This window comes from Pleurocapsa minor HA4230-MV1 (assembly GCA_019359095.1).
Classification (GTDB): domain Bacteria; phylum Cyanobacteriota; class Cyanobacteriia; order Cyanobacteriales; family Xenococcaceae; genus Waterburya; species Waterburya minor.
Genome location: JAHHHZ010000036.1, coordinates 584,798 through 602,790 on the forward strand (window position 1 = coordinate 584,798; position 17,993 = coordinate 602,790).

A 17,993-nucleotide genomic window follows, 5' to 3' on the forward strand; every position below is an offset into this window, starting at 1 on the left:
CTGGATAAATTTTACTATTTTTGGCTTAACCGAGAAGTATTTAATTGGGTTTTAGCGCCAATTTTTAGTGCCTCGTGTTAGTGTGATTGTCTAAACCACTTATATTTTTACGCTTTTCTAGTATGCTCAAATGTATGATGGTAAATAATTTGTGTCTTTAGTTTAGCAAGGATACTGAAATTTTTATGATCGAGATTGCTTAGTCAAGGCTAGCCAAAAATTGTCTTCACCTGTGGCTGTCAGCTAAAAAACTATCAATATACTATGGCTCAAATTCTGATCATTGACGATGACTCCACAACTCAAATGCTGTTAGAAAGAACTCTAATCATGCAGGGTTATGACGTAGCCTTAGCTAGTGATGGAGAAGAAGGTTTAATTAAAGCCAGAGCAATTTGTCCCGATCTAATTATCTGTGACTGGATTATGCCTCGCAAAAATGGTTTGGAAGTCTGTAGTCAGATCAAATCAATTCCTGAATTGTCTACTACTTTTTTTATTTTGTTGACTTCCTTAGATTCAATCGAAGATCGAGTTAAGGGTTTAGATGCAGGGGCGGATGACTTTCTCTGCAAGCCGATTGAAATGCATGAGTTGAAGGCGAGAGTGCGCGCTGGATTAAGACTACACCAGCTAAGTAAAGACTTGCAAAACCAAAAACAGCTACTAGAAGACGAATTAGCGGAAGCAGCCGAGTATGTTAGTACTATTTTACCTGAGCCTCTGCAACATCCATCACTAAATATTAATGCTTGTTTCATTCCTTCTCGACAATTAGGAGGAGATAGCTTTGATTATTTTTGGTTGGACGATCGCCATTTAGTATTTTATTTATTAGACGTTTCAGGACATGGTTTACGAGCGAGTCTACCCTCTTTGGCGGTAATTAATCTCTTGCGTTCTCGCGGATTAAGCAACGTTGATTATTATCAGCCTAATGAAGTATTGAAGGGATTAAACCAAACTTTTCAGATGAGCGATCGCAACGATAAATATTTTACCATTTGGTATGGAGTTTACGATCGCTACAGTCGCAGTTTAACCTATTCTAGCGCAGGACATCCTCCAGCAATTTTATTAACCCCTACTAGTCAATTGCTAGAACAACGACTGAAAACTCCAGGTGTTCCCATCGGTATGTTTCCCAATATTAAGTATATTAATGCCTCTTGCCAAGTAGCTGCCAATTCTAGCTTGTATATATTTAGTGATGGAATTTATGAGGTTGAACCACAGGCTGATACTAATGCTCATTGGGGATTAGAACGTTTGATTAATTTGCTAAAAAAGTACCAAACAAACCCCGAACGAGATCTAAAGCGCCTGCTACAGTACGTTAGAACCTGGCATCCTAACTTTCAATTTGAAGACGATTTATCCATCTTGCAGATAGATTTTTCTTAATGTAATGGCCTCACGGGGTGACAATGGATTTACAAAGAAGATAGGACAAGGGCTTTAGCTCTTACACCCTGTTGATAGCTTATCGATCATTTTGCCAGATGTTCCTGTCCATCTTTTAATTACCGAACATAAGACGTATAGTAAGAATAATAGAGATCGCTTGCAAAAGTTTGAATAATTAAATTTTTTTCTTGTTTAGAGAATGGATTTATATCAGAATATTCATCAGTTCCTTTAGGTAATGTAATTGTCATTACTTGCAAAAGAATTTGTTTCGAGAAGTCCTTTTTCTACAAACCACTTGCAGCAAGCCTTTATTTGAGTCAAACAGCGTTTAGCAGTATCAGCAGATTTATTCTCCAGTAGCCAGTCTCGAATAGCTGATGCTTCATCTAGTGAATTAGTAGGTAAAGCTGCTATATGATTTCGATATCGTTGAAAATCTTTCGCATAGGTACTTGGGCTTACTTGAGGCTTTTTGAATTCACTATATTTCTTCCACAACTCGCCCAAATTAAGTTTGGAAGATTCATCAATCGAAGCTAAAGTTTTTTTATTTCGATCTGAAGCAGATTTATATTTTTCCAGTGTTGTGTCAAATTTTTCCTTAAAAATATCTTGTTCTATTTCTGCTGCTTTTAGCTCGGCAAATCTTCATATGATCTAAATAACAGAGTTTTAATTGAATAACGAGTCGTCTCTCTCTTAAATTTTTGCGATCGCTTCAAATGTTACTGAGTAGTTAAATGATTGACAATATTTTTGTCTACCGATTCTCCACCATTTTTAATTTTGCTAAGATATGTAAGTTGCAAGCGATCGCTCGATTTTAGTTAACAACGATTTTAGATTTTTTTAAATTTAGTAAACCAAAATGGGCAAACTTATTACAAGCTTCTATTTAGGGACTTGTGTATATGCTGCCTTCAATTTTTGAAACCTGTATCCCCAGAGAAGAAATATTAGCGGGAGAACTTTCTGTCGATCTCTTTGCTGCTAAATTGCGATCTGTGGTCGAAGGAAAAGCACCTCTGATATATCAAGATGCTGCGAGTTTCTTTGCTAATACCTTTGCTACAGATGGAATCAAAACTTTGATAAGAGAGGTCTTTAGCAGATTAACAGGAAAGTCTTCTGGTTCTCCTGTTATTCGACTAGAAACTAGCTTCGGTGGTGGTAAAACCCACGATGAGATTGCTTTGTGGCATATTTGTCAACAGGGAAGGAAAATTGAAGGGCTAGAAAGATTTGCTCAACTTAATTTAATTCCAGAACATCCTGTACAGGTAGCCGCAGTAGACGGACGAGATTTAGATCCTGAAAATGGTATTCATCACGAGAACGGAATAATCACTAAAACTCTCTGGGGTGAAATTGCTTACCAGATTGGCGGAATACAAGGATATCAACTTTTAGCAGGAAGCGATCGCAGTGGGATTAGTCCTGGAACAGATGTTTTAGATCGATTATTAGATGGTCAACCGACAGTAATTATTCTAGATGAAATTGCCCGTTATCTCAGGGCAGCTAAAGCCAAACAGATAGGCAGAAGTGACTTAGCCGAACAAGTTGTCGCTTTTCTCTTTTCCTTGATGGATTTAGCGGGAGCTTGTAATAATTTAGTATTTGTTTATTCTCTAGCTTCAGCTGCTGATACCTTTGCTGAAGAAACAACAGAATTACAAGAATTAATTCGTGCTTCTGCCAGACAAGAAAGAGTTTTAAGTCCTTCAACCGATGTAGAGGTTTACAACATTGTCAAACAGCGCTTATTTAAGAGCGTTAGTGCTGAAGCAGCAGAGAAAGCAGCATCAGAATATTTAAATGCTTATCGTAGTAATAAGATTAATTTGCCTGATGGTTGTAAAGATGCCCGTTATAGTAGTACGATCGCCGAAAGTTATCCTTTTCATCCCGAACTATTTAACTTATTAACCAAAAAAATCGCCTCAATACCTGAATTTCAAAAGACTAGAGGTGCATTAAGGTTGCTGGCTCAAGTAGTTAGGCATCTATGGAGAAATAGAGAAAATTGGACACCAATGATTCATACTCATAATATCCCTGTGGGTTTGGATGAGGAGATAACTAACGACTTAACTTCAAGACTACAACGCCCTCAAATGCGCCCACCAATCGGGGCAGATATCTACAATCCTAATGGTAGAGAAGCCTATGCTCAGATACAGGATGAGGAGTGGATTGCAGCGGATAAACCACCTTTTTCTAGTTGGGTAGCGCGGACTATCTTTTTGCATTCTCTGACTCAGGGGATTTCTTCTGGTATCAAGAGAGCAGAATTAAATCTGTCATTACTAACTCCTGGGTTAGAAGTTAGTTTTGTCGATCGCGCTTTGTCAAGATTAACAGCAGTGGCTTGGTATCTCGATGACGATCCGATTACTTCAATTTCTCGGTTTAAAGAAGAACCATCGATCAATAAGATTGTTACCGAAGAAAAAGAACAAGTAGGACGTAGTGAAGCTAAAGACGATTTGCGATCGCGTCGAGATAGTATTTTTGCCAAGAAAATATTTACGCCGATTTTCTCTGCTGAAAGTCCTGGAGATGTGGATGATGTTCCTGATACTGTTGCTCTTTGTTTGATTGATTTTGACGAAGCTACTATAGTTAACTCGACTGATAGTCCGCCTAATATTGTCGAGCAGATTTTTAATAATACAGGAGAATCTGGAAAATTCCGTCTTCATAAAAATCGTTTATTATTCCTGGTTGCCAACAAAAAGGAAATCGAAAGCGCTATTGATAATGCCAGAGAATATAAAGCAATTCAAAATATTCTTCGCAATCAAACCCGTTTGGAAGATTTATCTGAAAGCCAGCAAAAACAGCTAGGAGAGAGAAACGGAGCAAAAGATTTAGACGTTCGGGTGTCTCTGACTAATGCTTATCGCCATCTATTTTATCCCACTAAAGATGAAGTCAAAGCTCCTACTGGTTTGATGCACTACGTATTACCTGCTCAAGATTCAGGTGCAGTCAAAGGCAAAAACAATCAACAGGATATTATTCTCAAAGCCCTCAAGGACTGTGAAAAAATCCGTCTCGAAGGTTCTAAGCCTTTTGCCCCTGTCTATATTTTGCAAAAAGTCTGGAGTAAAGGTTTAGACCACTGGACGACCAAAGCTTTAAAGGATGCCTTTGCTAAAGATTTAAACCTTAATATTTTGCTCGATGCCGAAATCTCGCTACTGCGAGACACTATCCGACAAGGATTACAGGAAGGACATTGGGATTTAAAAGTAGGAGAAAAAGTTTATATCAAAAGCGACGTAGGGGCGGTTCGCGCGATGCGAAGCGAGTCCTTTAGGGAACCGCCCTTACATCCCGAAACGCCCCTACCTGAAACAATTGAATTTAGCGATCGCTTTATCTTATACCGTCGTGGAATTCTTCAACCACCCGAACCAAGAGTAATTGAATTAAATGCTCAAGTAATGCCTTCTACAGAAACAGAAAAACCTGTACGAGTGCGTTGGAAAGCCAAAGGTGCATTAAAAACTAGCCTCTATCAAAATGGTAATTTAATACCCGAAGAGTTTCGTCCTTCCGATGAATACGAGACAACAATTACCAATACAACAATATTTAAGCTTCTTGCTGACTATGGCAACGAGGAGACAGCAGAACAACAAACTCAAGCTGTAATCTCGCCAGATGGAACTAGAGCTAAAGAGCCAACTGGTGAATATAAACCTGATGATAACCTAAACGGTAATGGCAGCACTGGCACTATATTTGATTATCGATCGCCAGTTATCGAACTTGATGGCACTGTAAATAAAGTTTTTACTAGCTTAATGGATCTCTGTGGCGATCGCAAAGTTCAAGAAATTGAGTCTTTAGAAATATCCGTAGATAAATTGCTTGACTACCGTAAATTGGGAACGGCGATTCCTTTATTAAGTCGTTTCTCCCTGAGAATCGATCAAACCGCAACTATTCAAACAGGGAATGACCAATTTGTGCGCTTGGAATACCAAGGACAGGTAAGAGGATTTCAAAGCTTTTTTAATACCATTAACGCACTACTCAACAATCCAGAAACCAAAGGCGATGTCAATCTGAAATTGATAATTGATTTTGAGCCTGGTATTTCTCCTCAAAGTAAAGAATTAAACGATATTCATCAAGCACTTCAACGCAATCCAGCAGAACGAATTTCTCTGAACGTCAAAGTGAAATATTGACTTAGAATTCAAAGTTCAAAATTCAAAATTCAAAATTATTTTTTCTTTAATTTAACTACTGAGGCAGCAATGATAGCTTTAATTTCTTGGGATTCTTGCAATAGCAATTTAAATTTATCTTCTTTAACAAGCTCTGACTTAATCAAAATTTTCAGCCAATATTCAGTTTCTCTCGCTTCTTTTAATGCTATTTCTAACTTGTGGATAAAATCTTTGTTTGATTGTGCTGATTGCGCTTCATGGACATTCGCCCCAATAGATGTACCAGATCTCAATAACTGTCTTGATAAAGTTCTAGATACATCTGACTGTTTAGATAAAAAACAACAGGCTTTGACAATTCTTATAGCAAAACTTTCAGTTCTTTCTGTTATTGGAACATTAGTCATCATCAAAATAATCAATCTTAAATAACTAATTTTATCAATAATTTTTGAGTTTGCTTAACTTTGAATTTTGAACTTATAATTTTGAATTGGAGTAAAACGGCTGTGCAGGAATTTCAATTGAGAGTAATCCCTACGGATAATAACAATTTTGCATTGGAACTATATCAGTGTGCTTATAAAAAAGCTGGTGAAAAAAAGCGTCCTGCTGCTGAATTAATTGGCTGTCTTAAAGGTAATACTTTAAATTTAGTAAAACAAAGTATTTATCAAATACTTAAAGCTAATAATTACGATCCCAAAACTCTTTCTATAAAACGTCAAACTCCTTATGTTTTGACAGAAGAATTAGGAGTGCAAACAGCAATTTTGTTTCAGACTTTGCAACCTCTTAGTCAAAGCGATCGCATTACTAAAATTGCGATGGGGATTAGTACAATGAGTAATGAAGAAGCTCATTATTGGTTTGCGATGATTGCCAATGGTAGACGTTCTTCTGCTCTTAAAGCCTTGCGGATACTTTTGGGAGAATAGCGAAATGTATCCGTGACAAATAAACTTTATTATTATAAATATCTCCCTTTAAAACTCAATTGCTTGCCATTCTTTGGCTTCACTAAAACGACTTAAATGTTTGACGTTAGTGGTAGCAATAACAATGTATCTGCCTGGATATTCTTTTTCTAGTAGTTTGTATTGAGAGCAAATAATTATATCGGCATCAAGGCTTTTATCATCAGCAGTTGGTATTCCTTGTATACGTGCTTCTGCCCAAAGATTAGCAGCTTCTAACATTACCTCGTTGCTTAAAGGTAAAAAAGTTACTAAATTTCTGAGTTCGTCTAAATCTTCAATGCCATTGATATTGGGTTTCCTCAAAGACTCTAAAATCAAACTTCTTCTGACTTCATAATCACAAATGTAACTACTAACAACAAAAATACCTTTCGATAGCAGAGAAAACAACCAATCATTAATAGTAATAGTTTCTTCTGTACGATTGGGATTACAAAGTTTGCCTAGTACCCCAGAATCAATAAATACAATCATTTAATATATCTATTTCTCGTATAATTTTCGTCCTGTTGATCTTTCGGCATCTATTATTTTTTTGAATTCTTCAAAAGCTGCTTCTTTTTCAGGTGATGGCGGTTCGTTTTTTATCCTCTCAATGCGCTTTTTGAGTAACTCGATCGCTGGTTGATTTTTGCGTAATTGTTCTTCTCTATCCCAAACACCATTATGATTCTTATTTGACTCTAATCTAATATGTTTTTTAACTGATGTCGCTTCTATTGCATCTAAAATGATCGCTTTTTCACAGCCTTCTAGAATCAAAAAATATGTATTATCTGTCTTTTTCTCATCAGGTATTAAAGCAACGAAACGATTGAGATCGATAATTTTTCCGCTGGGTAGTTCTATAGTGTTAGTCATATTTTTTATTTCCTTTACTTGTTATCTTCTAAATCAAAAAATACCGATCGCAATTTGAATTGCTCTTTGAATCTTGGCTAAAGATTGCGGTGTAATTGACCCATAAGGGCCGCGCTCTAAATAAAGCTTACGAACCGCAGATATGTTGTCGCACAGAGCCAAAGAAGCCGATTCTAACCCTCCTTCTCCTGTTGAAATCAAAATTCTAGTTGGTGTTTCTCCATTAGTTAAATCGCTGGTAAAAGGAACAATCAAGACATTTTCTCTCAATTCATTTCTGACATTCATTGAAACAACAACAGCAGGACGTTTTTTAGCAAGGAAGCGCGGCGAGGTTTCCTCGCCAAGCGCAAGTCTTGCTTTAGTATCCCCCAGAGTTTTTAACGCTCTAATTAGATACACTTCACCCTGACGAGGATATAAACTTGTCACACTTTATAATCCTTCCTCTTCTAGAATCTCTTCCATTTGTGATTGGGAAAACTGCGCCCATTCATGTTCAAACTCGATATCCGCCTGGGAACGATTTTGATAGAAGTTTCTCAATTGTGACTCGATTTGCTGTTTGCGCCACAAACGTAAACCTTCCTCCACCGCAGCCGAACGATTTTTAGTCATTTTGTCTACTTCTTCAAGTAGTTGTGAATCTACGGTGATCGATATCCGTTGTTTCTGGGAATTATTAATCATAGGAGCTTATCTAATCTCTACATAAATAATAATACTTTTTATATTACTTATGACTAAATCCCAACGTCCCCAGGTGTTTATTGAGAAAATTATGCCTGTAAAACTCCTCAACGAGCAGGTATATTACGAACACGGGGGAAATCCTTTTAAGGGTTTACATCGTTGGTATTCTCGCAAGCCTTTATCTTTTTCTCGCGCTTCTGTTTTGGCTTCACTTTTACCAGCAGATATTTCGATGGAAGAGTTTGAATATTTGTTGGGTTTACATCCAGAAAAAGAGGGAATAAATGTCAAGAGAAAAGAAGCAATTAAATTATATAAAACTCCTCCTTCAAGTTTAGTAATTGAGAAATTAGAAGAGTATTGCGATCGCATTTGGGGTAAAAGAAAGCCTGTAGTTTTGGATGCCTTCGCTGGTGGAGGAAGTATTCCTTTTGAAGCAGCTAGATATGGTTTAAATGTGCTGGCTTCTGACTTAAATCCTGTGGCTGTGGTGACTATGAAAGCAGCAATGGAATTTCCCCTTAAGTTTGGGGCGGATTTACAGCAGGATATTGATAAGTGGGTGAAGTTTGTTGGTGATGAAGCAGAGAAAAGATTAGCCGAATTTTTCCCTTCTTCTAATTCCCCACTTTCTAAGGGGGGCAAGGGGGGATCTGAACAAGTACAGAATTATCTTTGGGCGCATACGGTTGTTTGTCCTCATTGCGAGTCGGTTGTGCCTCTAAGTCCTAATTGGTGGTTGAGTAAAGCTAGCAACTATGCAGGAAAAGGTCAAGAAAGAAAAGTTACGAGTGATTGGTATGCAGTAAAACCGATTCCTAATCTTGAAAATAACAGAGTTGATTTTGAATTAATTAGAGGAAGTAAAGGAAAAGGTACAACAATTGAAACTGATGAAGGTGAATACGATCCAGATACTACAACCACTATCAGTAGAGGTGTTGGTAAATGTCCTAATTGCACCAGCGTAATTGAAGATGATGTTATTAAATTTCAAGCAAAATTATCGGGTTTAGGTCATCAATTGTATGCAGTTGCTTACAAGGAAGGAAAAGGCGGTTTACAATTCAGAATTCCTACGGATTTCGATTTAGATGGTGTTGCTAAAGCTGAAGCGTATATCAAAGAGAAATTAGCATTTTTTGAAAATAATAATATTCTTCCCGAAGAAGAAAGATTTGATGGTTACGCAGACAGATGTATAGCTTATGGTTTGAATAAAAGTTTAGATTATTTCAATCCGCGTCAGCTTTTGACTCTTGTTACCTATGTAGAAATTATCAACGAGGCAAAATCTAAGTTACATATAGAATATGAACCAGAAAAAGTAGAAGCGATCGCAACTTATTTGGCTTTAGTTTGCGATCGATGTGTAGATTATGAGTGTAGATTATCACAGTGGCATTCTTCTCACCCTGGTGCTGCAAGAGCTTCTGCACAACATTCATTGAATCTCATGTGGAACTACCCAGAATTCAACGGAGCAAATGAGCTGTGGTCTTGGTGTGCTAAAGCTCTGATCCCAGACTACTCAAAACTATGCATTTATTTCAATACAAAATTTGACCCAGCAGCCATTCCAGGATTAGGTCAATACAACCCAAAATCTATCCAAGTTAATGCTTCCTCAGCCGATAACCTTTTTCACATCCCCGATCGCTCTGTAGATACAATAGTAACTGACCCTCCTTACTATTCAACCATTCAATACGCCGAACTTTCAGACTTTTTCTATGTCTGGATGAAACGCACAGTCGGCGATATCTTCCCCGATTTATTCTACTCAGAACTTACCGATAAAGACAGAGAAGCCGTTGCTAATCCTTCTCGCTTCCGTAACATGGGTGCATCTCCAGAAGAACTAGCCAAACAAGACTACGAAGCCAAGATGCAACTGGTATTTAGCGAATATTATCGCGTCTTACGAGATGATGGCGTAATGACAGTTCAATTTAACCATAAAGAATCTGGTGCGTGGGATGTGCTAACTAAATCCTTGATCGATGCTGGCTTTGAAATTACTGCATCTTGGTCGGTTAGTACCGAAAACCCTCAAAATCTCCACCAAGCTAAGAAAAACTCCGTTTCTAGTACCGTCCTTTTAGTCTGTCGCAAACGAGATCCTCATGCCGAACAAGCTTGGTGGGATGATTTGCGTCCTGAAGTTGCCAACCTCGTCGAACAACGCGCCCCCGAATTTGAAGAGAATGAGATTTCGGGTATTGATTTGTATCTTAGTGCTTTTGGCCCCGCTCTCAATGTCTTTTCTCGTGCCTATCCTATCCTAGATAGTAGCGGTGAAGAAGTGCGCCCCGAAGTCGCTTTTGCTGAAGCTAGAAAAGCCATAGCTAACTATCGTTTCCGCAAACTGGTACAAACCGACACCGCAGGTTTCGATCCCCTCACTCAATGGTATCTCCTCGCCTGGGATGCTTTCAAAGCCCGCGAATTCCCTTTCGATGAAGCCAGACAACTAGCTTTAGCTATTGGTGGTTTTGACGTAAACGATTTAGCCAAAACTTACAAACTGCTTGCTTCCAAAAGCGGTAGCTGTACTATTCTCACCCCAAAACAAAGACACAAAAAACGGGCATTTACCGCCGATGCCGATAACTTTTCCAATCTTTATTTGGTCGATGCTTTTCATGCGATTATTGCCATTTACGAAGAAGAACAAAACCCCCAATTAGTGAGGAACTTCATGCAAAAAACGGGGTTAAATAATAATGATATGCTGATGAAAACCCTGGAAATTGCTTTTAAAGTAATTCCCAAAAGTACCGATGAACATAAAACTTTAATTTCTTTGTGGTTGTCAATGGATGAGATTAAAGCCAAGGTAGTTTATGAACAGACCAAGCTATCTCTATAGCTAATTTTGAACTTTGAATTTTGAGCTTTGAATTGAAGTACAGCGACTATTGCATAATAGAAATATAAGTTAGAAAAGCGATCGCCATGAAAGTCAAAGGAATTATTCAAGGTAAGACAATTCAGCTATCAGAAGAAGTTAGTGTTCCTGACGGTACAGAAGTTATGGTAGAAATTCCCGATCATCCAAAAATGAGTGAAGAACAGAGAAGAGAAAAACTAAAGCAATTTTCAGCAATTCCACATCAAGACACAGAAGAATTAGTTGCTGTTTTGACAGAGTTAGAAAAGGAACGAAATGAAAAAATAAGAGGCGAATTGAATACTTTATAGGAAGACAGAGTGTATTTACTAGATACGAATATTTGTATTGCTATTATCGATCGCCATCCTCAAGCTCTAAACAAGTTTACTCGACAATCTTATCTATGCTACATCCCAACTATCGTACATGCTGAACTCTACAAGGGCGCATATTGTTCGCAACAAGTAGAGCAAAACCTAGGGATTTTAGATTCGTTTACCGATTTATTAGAAATCATTGACTTTGACCAAAATGCAGCTTTAGAATTTGGCAAAATTCAAGCAGGATTGAGACGGCAAGGTAGACCAACGGGAGAATTAGATGCTTTGATTGCAGCAGTTGCCCGTTCTCGACAAGATATTTTAGTTACTAATAATACTCGTCATTTTATTAACATCGAAGGCTTGCAACTAGAAGATTGGTTAAATTCTTGATACTTATCATGACAAATTTCGTTGCGTTTATTTCACATAGACTATAAACTGAGAGAATAAAACTCGATTGATTTAATAGTCAGTCTTAGACCCATCTAATTATCATGGCAGTACTAGATAGACAAAGAAAAACACCTATACCAACGGAGGCAGATATAGAGCTATCTACACAGAGTAGTCGCGTCTTAGCCTCACTGATTAATTCTCACAGTCACACTCAAAAAATCACGGTTGAGTCAGAAAGTGGAAAACAAGAATCGCTCTTAATTCCCGCTGTCGCCTATGAGCTTTTAATTGATATCCTGTCTCAAATATCTCAAGGTAATGCAGTTACTTTAGTTCCAGTCCAAGCTGAGTTAAGCACCCAACAGGCAGCAAACCTGCTCAATGTTTCCAGACCATACTTAATCAAGTTATTGAAATCTGAAGAAATACCCCATCGCAAAGTAGGAAAGCATAGACGGATTCTGGCTCAAGATTTGTACCAATACAAAGCAGATATTGACGCGAAGAGAAGTCAGTCATTGGATAAACTTACAGCTTTGAGCGAGGAATTAGATTTATACGAAGATGATTAAATATTGACGCTCCCCGACCTAAAGGTACGGGGATTCCTAAGAGATAGTTATCCTTAGAGGGTTAGCCAAAAACCCGCTAGACACTCGCTGAAAATCCAGTCTGTGCTTACTTTTAACCAAAATATTAGCACTACCATTAATATCGCTTGACACCAAATACCTATCCTTAGTCTTATACAATCCACGTTTTATCCTTTTGCCAGAGAATTTATTCTTTGTGGGGTTGTTTGAAGAATATTTAATGCGACTTCAAAAACAAGAGCTTCCCAACACTGTTTCTATGATTAAAAATTTAATTTAAAAACTATTCCAGATTCTTTACTTCTGAATTTTTTGTAACTGAAGGCGATCAATATCTTTTCCGGCAACAATGCTAACTTTACCATTTTTATCTGCGATCGCAATTGATTCGCCACAGTCTTTGTGTTTGGCGATCGCTTTATCTACCGCCTCTTGAAATATTGCGTCTATTTGTTGAGAATCAGTAAAATCTATTTGACTCATAATCAGTTCATTTAATAATTAATAATTAATAATTCTATTCCAAACATCGGGCTGAAGAAACGAACTCGATCTATGTGTTTAGAACAAACACACCAAACCAGAGATCGAACTCACAGGCTAAATAGTAAATAAAGCCTTGAATTGAGAGATAGCCCTTAATCCTTCTCAATTCATGTACTTACAAGATCACTCTTGGCGCATTAGCTATTCCAGCAACGAAAATAACCCGATCGCAGATTTTTACATTCCTGCCTTAGAATGTGCCGTGCAGTATGATCGCAAGTCAGGTTTTTTTGGTAGTGCCATCCTCAGTAAAGTAGCCAGGGGATTGGGGGCGATGCTGCACAATCAGGGCAAGATGCGCTTGATTATGGGCTGTCAGTTTAGTCCGCAAGATATAGCAGCAATTGAAAGAGGCTATGAACTGAGAGAGGCTTTGGCGTTCCGTTTAGAGGCTGACTTGCAAGCACCAGAAAACTTTGTCCAGCTAAAACATTTCGAGATACTTAGCTGGCTAATTGCTAATGAATATTTAGATATTAAAATTGCCGTTCCGACCAAGGAAAAAGGAATTCCCATCGAAAGCGATCGCTTGCTCGATCCGCAGCATATTTTTCACGAAAAAGTAGGAATTTTTACCGATAGTAAAGGCGATCGCCTTGCTTTTAGTGGCTCAAATAATGAGTCTTTAAGCGGTTGGTCGGATAACGTCGAGTCATTCCATGTATATTGCGATTGGGAAGGCGATCGCGATTTGGAAAGAGTCAACGAAGAAACCTATCGTTTTGAACAACTCTGGAACGACCTTTCTCTCAATGTCAAAATCTTTGAGATACCAGAAGCAGTAAAGCAAAAGCTACTAAGTTATACGCCTAATAGTAAGCCCAGTTGGAAGCAAGAAGAAGAAATTGAGAATGTAGAGAATTCAAAATTTAAAATTCAAAGTTCAAAATTAGATAATATTCAACCGTCAATTACTGTAGAAACAGAACATACAAAAGCGAGTCAAAAAAACCTAGAAGAAGCAAGCAATATGCTTGCACTGTTGGCTAATCTCCATCAACATCCAGGCTGTTTGGATTTTTGCCTTAAATCGATTCCCATTCAACCTTGGGCGCATCAACTTAAAATATTGCGTCGGGTTGCAGATAACTTTCCCTGTAGCTTCCTCATTGCTGACGAAGTTGGTTTAGGTAAAACCATTGAAACAGGGTTGATTCTGCGCTATTTAATAGTCAGCCAAAAGGTAAAAAGAGTCTTGATTCTTGCACCTGCTAGCGTTCAACCCCAATGGCAAGAAGAGTTACGAGAAAAGTTCAACCTGCATTTTTGGAGTTATAACCAAGGTAAGTTTAAAGATTGCTATGGAGAGATTGCTTCTCCAGCACTCAATCCCTGGAATACACAGAATTTAGTTTTAGCCTCATCTCATTTAGTCCGACGCACCGAGAGAATTGAAGAACTCCTAGCAGCCGAACCTTGGGATTTAGTTATTCTCGATGAAGCCCATCACGCCCGTCGTAAAAGCCCCCAACAAAGAAAAGATACTCCCAATCGATTGCTTCAGTTGATGCAGCAATTAAAAGATAAAACCCAGTCTTTGATACTCCTTTCCGCTACACCAATGCAAATCGATCCCATAGAAGTCTTTGATTTGCTTCGTCTTGTGGGTTTAGAAGGACATTGGAGTTATGGCGAAAATTTTTGTAATTATTTTTCTTCACTCTCGAATAAACCAGATAGCCATACCTTAGATTTCTGGCAAATGATGGCAAACGATTATTTTCGTCGCGGTGGGCAAGAATGCACCCGTTTGGGAGAACATTTAGTGAGTAGCGATCGCCTGATGGCTTACAAGCTTCGAGACACCTGGAAACAAGGAAAAAACATCGTCAATCCTAAGCAGTTATCTCAAGATACTCCTTTTATCAATGCTTCTCGCCATTATTTAACGGTCAATACTCCTCTCAAAGACTTGATGTTCCGCCATACCCGCGATACTCTCAGGCAATATTACAAGTTGGGTATTTTAGACCGAGATATTCCCCGAAGAATAGTTAGTGATAATGCGATCGCTCTCGAACCAAATCGTGAAGTTCCTTTATACCAGGCAGTCAGTGATTATGTTCGCCATTTTTACAGACTAGCTCAGAAAGAAAACCGCAAGGCGTTAGGTTTTTTGATGACTCTTTATCGCAAACGTCTTACAAGTTCTTTTTATGCTATCCGCGAATCTTTGCAACGACGCTTGGAAGGAATTAACAATATAACTCAAGACGATCTTAGCGATTTAGATGATGCTGATGATGCAGTAATTACTGGTTTGGAAGCATATTTAAAAGAACCAGTAGATCCCAAAGAAATTGAATATTTAGAAGATTTACTGCGCCAATTTGAGAATACGGGAGAAGACAGCAAATTATCTCACTTCCTAACAATTTTGCGCCAAGAACTAAGTCAGAGAGAAAGCGCAATCATTTTTACTCAGTATACCGACACGATGGATTATCTAAGAGAAAACTTACAGAAGCTATATGGTTCTCAAGTAGCTTGTTATTCAGGAAGAGGGGGCGAATTATATCAAGCAGGACGGACATCTCTCGATACGGAGGCAACCTCCGCACCCGTGTCCTCAGAATGGCAGACAGTACCAAAAGAACAAATCAAACGTCAATTCCGAGAAGGAGACATCAAAATCCTACTCTGTACGGAATCTGCCAGCGAAGGATTAAACCTGCAAACCTGTGGGGTATTAATAAACTATGATCTACCCTGGAATCCCATGAGGGTAGAACAACGTATCGGTAGAATCGATCGCATTGGTCAAGTTTATTCGACGGTTAATATTCATAACTTTTATTATGACGGCACAGTAGAGGCTAAAGTATATCGAAAATTGCGCGATCGCATTGATGCCTTTCAAAGTGTAGTTGGTAATCTACAGCCTATCCTGGCTCAAGTTCCCACTTTTATCGAACGAGCCGTTATGAGTGCTGATCCTGAAGAAGAAGGGGTATTACTAGCAGAGTTTGAAGAAGTATTAGATACTCCTCCATTACGCCCTGGTTTAGAAGAAATAGTAGCAATGGATGTCCAAGCCGACTTGACTGAAATCCGCCAACCTCTTGTTTCCAGTCCTATTACTCCAGAACAAATAGAAGAATTATTCACCCATTCTCAAATATTACTAGCTGAAAATGTATTCTTTGAAGCCAAAGGCGATCGTATTTGGGAATTGACTTACAAAGGCAAAACCTATCTTGTAACTTTTTATCCCGAAGTATTTGATGAAAAGCCATCTCTCAGATTAATAAATCCTGGAGAGCCTCTATTTGAGAAGTTACTAGAAATAGTAGTTGCTCGACAAAATAAATTATCTTTTATTTAAGAGCAATACAGCCATGCACCCTAGTAATGTTACTACTGGGATAATCCAAGCGATAATAACTGATTGCCCAACCAACTCGTGAGCTTCTTGCGTCTGAATCACCAATTGTTGCTGCTTCTTGAGCAAAACCGAAGTCGAGTTAACCAAGCCAGTCGAGACAGCTTTAAGATTCTGATGTTCTCTAGCCAATCCCTCCAAGACTTGAACCAACTTCGTATCTAACTTCTGTTGATTCTGCTGAACACCCTGTAACTGACTCTGCAACTGCTCACTAATCCAATGAGAAACATCAACCACTTGCGTTGTATAAGCCTCTGCTGACTCTTCCAACTCCATTTTCGCCCTAACTATCTTCTCCCCCGAACCACCCAGCACCTCAACCGCAGCAATACTCAAAACCAAGGATTAACTAATAGTCAATGGTATGGACAAGGTGCCGTAATACTTGGTCTGAATGGTCAAGTTGCTACCCAAGAATATAACAATGCCTATCAAGGGTTAGATAGCCAAGGCAATCCCTTACGGCAAAGACAATCAGGGAAAAAATATAATCCAGGCAGAGATATTACTTTATCTGCTCCTAAATCAGTCTCTTTATTGGGTCTAGTTAAAGGAGAGCAAGCAGTAATCCAAGTTGATCGACAAGCTGTTAACACTACTCTTTCTTATGTAGAGCGAAATTGCATCTTTACCAGAACGGGAAAAGGGGGAGTTAATCATCTTCAGACAGATAATGCCCTATTCGCTGTCTTCCAACACGACGATAATCGCAATCAAGATCCTCAACTCCATAGTCACTGTGTAATTTTCAATCAGACACAAGGAGCAGATGGGAAATGGCGATCGATGGACAATCGCGAGCTATATGAACAGAAGATGACCATTGGTGCTGACAAAGCTGACTAATTTAAAAGATAAAAACAAAAGCGAGTTAATTATTGAAGCTATTGACATAGTTACGGAAAAACAAGTAGCTTTTCCCAGACATATACTCCTGAGAGAAGCACTGCGACAATCTCAAGGAAACTATAGTCTGAATGACTTAGAGAAGCAAATTGATCGCCATAAGAGTTTAATCCCAACTAAAGATGGAAGATTAACAACGGAAGCTGCCATCAACAGAGAAAAGAGAATTATAAGTTTGGCTAAGAACGGCAAAGATAAATATCCCCCTCTAGCCAATATAGAGACTGCTCATCAACAAGCCCAGAAACTAGGACTAAATAAAGCTCAGGCAAATGCTTTAATTCATTTTGCTAATAATCGGGATGCAGTCATGCTTTGGCAGGGAGATGCGGGAGTTGGCAAAACCTACACCGTTAAAGGATTAAAAGCAACTATATCGCCCAATATACCAATACGAGGTTTAGCGCCTAGTGCTGCTGCTGCGAGGGAACTAAATCAAGGAGCAGATATCAACTGTCAAACCCTTGATGCCTATCTAAATATTCCAATAAAATCATTGCCTAAAAATGAGCTAATTGTGGTGGATGAAGCGGGGATGATTAGCAGTAGCCAAATGCAGAGTTTGTTAGAAAAAGCTCAACAAACCAACTCTCGCATACTTTTAATCGGTGATACTAAACAATTAGCTGCGGTACAGGCTGGTTCTCCTTTTAAATTACTACAAGAGCAAACCAATCTGCCCACTATTGGAATCGATCTCAATGTTCGGCAGCAGAATTTCCAGCTCAAAGAAGTTGTAGATTTATTGTCCAAAGGAGAAATAAAACAGGGATATCAAAAGCTTAACCAACAGGGCAGCATCAAACAGATGCCGATT

The 17,993-nt window shown here is 38.5% G+C and carries 18 protein-coding genes; 10 read left to right on the forward strand and 8 right to left on the reverse strand.

Annotated features, from left to right (window positions below; translation table 11 throughout):
• Window positions 1-264: 264 nt before the first annotated feature.
• Complete coding sequence (locus KME09_26465) at window positions 265-1,404, forward strand: SpoIIE family protein phosphatase (protein MBW4537486.1); 1,140 nt, start codon at window positions 265-267, stop codon at window positions 1,402-1,404.
• 234 nt (window positions 1,405-1,638) lie between these two features.
• Here KME09_26465 and KME09_26470 read toward each other — a convergent pair whose 3' ends face one another.
• A complete protein-coding gene (locus tag KME09_26470) occupies window positions 1,639-1,908 on the reverse strand; it encodes a hypothetical protein (GenBank protein MBW4537487.1) in 270 nt (89 codons plus the stop codon).
• Between the two features lie 413 nt (window positions 1,909-2,321).
• On the opposite strand from KME09_26470, the gene KME09_26475 reads away from it, so the two are divergent.
• Window positions 2,322-5,615, forward strand: coding sequence for a DUF499 domain-containing protein (locus tag KME09_26475; protein ID MBW4537488.1), 3,294 nt, complete (start codon window positions 2,322-2,324; stop codon window positions 5,613-5,615).
• A 35-nt stretch (window positions 5,616-5,650) separates the two neighbouring features.
• Here KME09_26475 and KME09_26480 read toward each other — a convergent pair whose 3' ends face one another.
• Entirely contained in the window at window positions 5,651-6,007 is a 357-nt protein-coding gene (locus KME09_26480) for a four helix bundle protein (protein MBW4537489.1), read from the reverse strand.
• Between the two features lie 99 nt (window positions 6,008-6,106).
• On the opposite strand from KME09_26480, the gene KME09_26485 reads away from it, so the two are divergent.
• Window positions 6,107-6,535, forward strand: a complete 429-nt coding sequence (locus tag KME09_26485) for a hypothetical protein (protein ID MBW4537490.1) — start codon at window positions 6,107-6,109, stop codon at window positions 6,533-6,535.
• Window positions 6,536-6,583: 48 nt separating this feature from the next.
• Here KME09_26485 and KME09_26490 read toward each other — a convergent pair whose 3' ends face one another.
• The 4 genes from KME09_26490 to KME09_26505 are packed head-to-tail and all read right to left on the reverse strand — an operon-like array spanning window position 6,584 to window position 8,128.
• Window positions 6,584-7,051 carry a type II toxin-antitoxin system VapC family toxin gene (locus KME09_26490; GenBank protein MBW4537491.1) on the reverse strand — a complete coding sequence of 156 codons (468 nt, stop codon included), beginning with the start codon at window positions 7,049-7,051 and terminating at the stop codon, window positions 6,584-6,586.
• A gap of 9 nt (window positions 7,052-7,060) precedes the next feature.
• Window positions 7,061-7,438 (reverse strand): hypothetical protein, encoded by a 378-nt coding sequence (locus KME09_26495; protein ID MBW4537492.1) that lies wholly within the window; start codon window positions 7,436-7,438, stop codon window positions 7,061-7,063.
• A gap of 33 nt (window positions 7,439-7,471) precedes the next feature.
• Complete coding sequence (locus tag KME09_26500) at window positions 7,472-7,870, reverse strand: type II toxin-antitoxin system PemK/MazF family toxin (GenBank protein ID MBW4537493.1); 399 nt, start codon at window positions 7,868-7,870, stop codon at window positions 7,472-7,474.
• 3 nt (window positions 7,871-7,873) lie between these two features.
• Window positions 7,874-8,128 (reverse strand): ribbon-helix-helix domain-containing protein, encoded by a 255-nt coding sequence (locus KME09_26505; GenBank protein MBW4537494.1) that lies wholly within the window; start codon window positions 8,126-8,128, stop codon window positions 7,874-7,876.
• A 91-nt stretch (window positions 8,129-8,219) separates the two neighbouring features.
• Here KME09_26505 and KME09_26510 point away from each other — a divergent pair, with 91 nt between their 5' ends.
• The 4 genes from KME09_26510 (at window position 8,220) to KME09_26525 (ending at window position 12,318) form a co-directional block, all read left to right on the forward strand.
• A complete protein-coding gene (locus KME09_26510) occupies window positions 8,220-11,003 on the forward strand; it encodes a DUF1156 domain-containing protein (GenBank protein MBW4537495.1) in 2,784 nt (927 codons plus the stop codon).
• 86 nt (window positions 11,004-11,089) lie between these two features.
• On the forward strand, window positions 11,090-11,335 hold the full coding sequence (locus KME09_26515; GenBank protein MBW4537496.1) for a hypothetical protein: 246 nt from the start codon (window positions 11,090-11,092) through the stop codon (window positions 11,333-11,335).
• A 9-nt stretch (window positions 11,336-11,344) separates the two neighbouring features.
• Complete coding sequence (locus tag KME09_26520) at window positions 11,345-11,740, forward strand: type II toxin-antitoxin system VapC family toxin (protein MBW4537497.1); 396 nt, start codon at window positions 11,345-11,347, stop codon at window positions 11,738-11,740.
• 104 nt (window positions 11,741-11,844) lie between these two features.
• Entirely contained in the window at window positions 11,845-12,318 is a 474-nt protein-coding gene (locus KME09_26525) for a helix-turn-helix domain-containing protein (GenBank protein MBW4537498.1), read from the forward strand.
• A 318-nt stretch (window positions 12,319-12,636) separates the two neighbouring features.
• Here the strand turns inward: KME09_26525 and KME09_26530 are convergent, their stop codons facing one another.
• Entirely contained in the window at window positions 12,637-12,822 is a 186-nt protein-coding gene (locus KME09_26530; GenBank protein ID MBW4537499.1) for a hypothetical protein, read from the reverse strand.
• Between the two features lie 172 nt (window positions 12,823-12,994).
• On the opposite strand from KME09_26530, the gene KME09_26535 reads away from it, so the two are divergent.
• Window positions 12,995-16,210 carry a DEAD/DEAH box helicase family protein gene (locus KME09_26535; GenBank protein MBW4537500.1) on the forward strand — a complete coding sequence of 1,072 codons (3,216 nt, stop codon included), beginning with the start codon at window positions 12,995-12,997 and terminating at the stop codon, window positions 16,208-16,210.
• On the opposite strand, the gene KME09_26540 is transcribed toward KME09_26535, so the two are convergent.
• Entirely contained in the window at window positions 16,196-16,612 is a 417-nt protein-coding gene (locus KME09_26540) for a hypothetical protein (protein ID MBW4537501.1), read from the reverse strand. The two genes, KME09_26535 and KME09_26540, sit on opposite strands and share 15 nt — an antisense overlap.
• 39 nt (window positions 16,613-16,651) lie before the next feature.
• Here KME09_26540 and KME09_26545 point away from each other — a divergent pair, with 39 nt between their 5' ends.
• Window positions 16,652-17,116, forward strand: a complete 465-nt coding sequence (locus KME09_26545) for a relaxase domain-containing protein (protein MBW4537502.1) — start codon at window positions 16,652-16,654, stop codon at window positions 17,114-17,116.
• Window positions 17,097-17,993: AAA family ATPase (locus KME09_26550; GenBank protein ID MBW4537503.1), on the forward strand; the 897-nt coding region annotated here is incomplete at its 3' end. The genes KME09_26545 and KME09_26550, both read left to right, overlap by 20 nt.

Excerpts from the sequence above, each read along its gene's own strand:
- KME09_26535 (MBW4537500.1), top strand. The coding sequence starts at position 12,995 with ATGTACTTACAAGATCACTCTTGGCGCATTAGCTATTCCAGCAACGAA.
- KME09_26510 (MBW4537495.1), top strand. The coding sequence starts at position 8,220 with ATGCCTGTAAAACTCCTCAACGAGCAGGTATATTACGAACACGGGGGA.
- KME09_26525 (MBW4537498.1), top strand. The coding sequence starts at position 11,845 with ATGGCAGTACTAGATAGACAAAGAAAAACACCTATACCAACGGAGGCA.
- KME09_26490 (MBW4537491.1), bottom strand. The coding sequence starts at position 7,051 with ATGATTGTATTTATTGATTCTGGGGTACTAGGCAAACTTTGTAATCCC.
- KME09_26495 (MBW4537492.1), bottom strand. The coding sequence starts at position 7,438 with ATGACTAACACTATAGAACTACCCAGCGGAAAAATTATCGATCTCAAT.
- KME09_26465 (MBW4537486.1), top strand. The coding sequence starts at position 265 with ATGGCTCAAATTCTGATCATTGACGATGACTCCACAACTCAAATGCTG.
- KME09_26515 (MBW4537496.1), top strand. The coding sequence starts at position 11,090 with ATGAAAGTCAAAGGAATTATTCAAGGTAAGACAATTCAGCTATCAGAA.
- KME09_26480 (MBW4537489.1), bottom strand. The coding sequence starts at position 6,007 with ATGATGACTAATGTTCCAATAACAGAAAGAACTGAAAGTTTTGCTATA.
- KME09_26530 (MBW4537499.1), bottom strand. The coding sequence starts at position 12,822 with ATGAGTCAAATAGATTTTACTGATTCTCAACAAATAGACGCAATATTT.
- KME09_26475 (MBW4537488.1), top strand. The coding sequence starts at position 2,322 with ATGCTGCCTTCAATTTTTGAAACCTGTATCCCCAGAGAAGAAATATTA.
- KME09_26505 (MBW4537494.1), bottom strand. The coding sequence starts at position 8,128 with ATGATTAATAATTCCCAGAAACAACGGATATCGATCACCGTAGATTCA.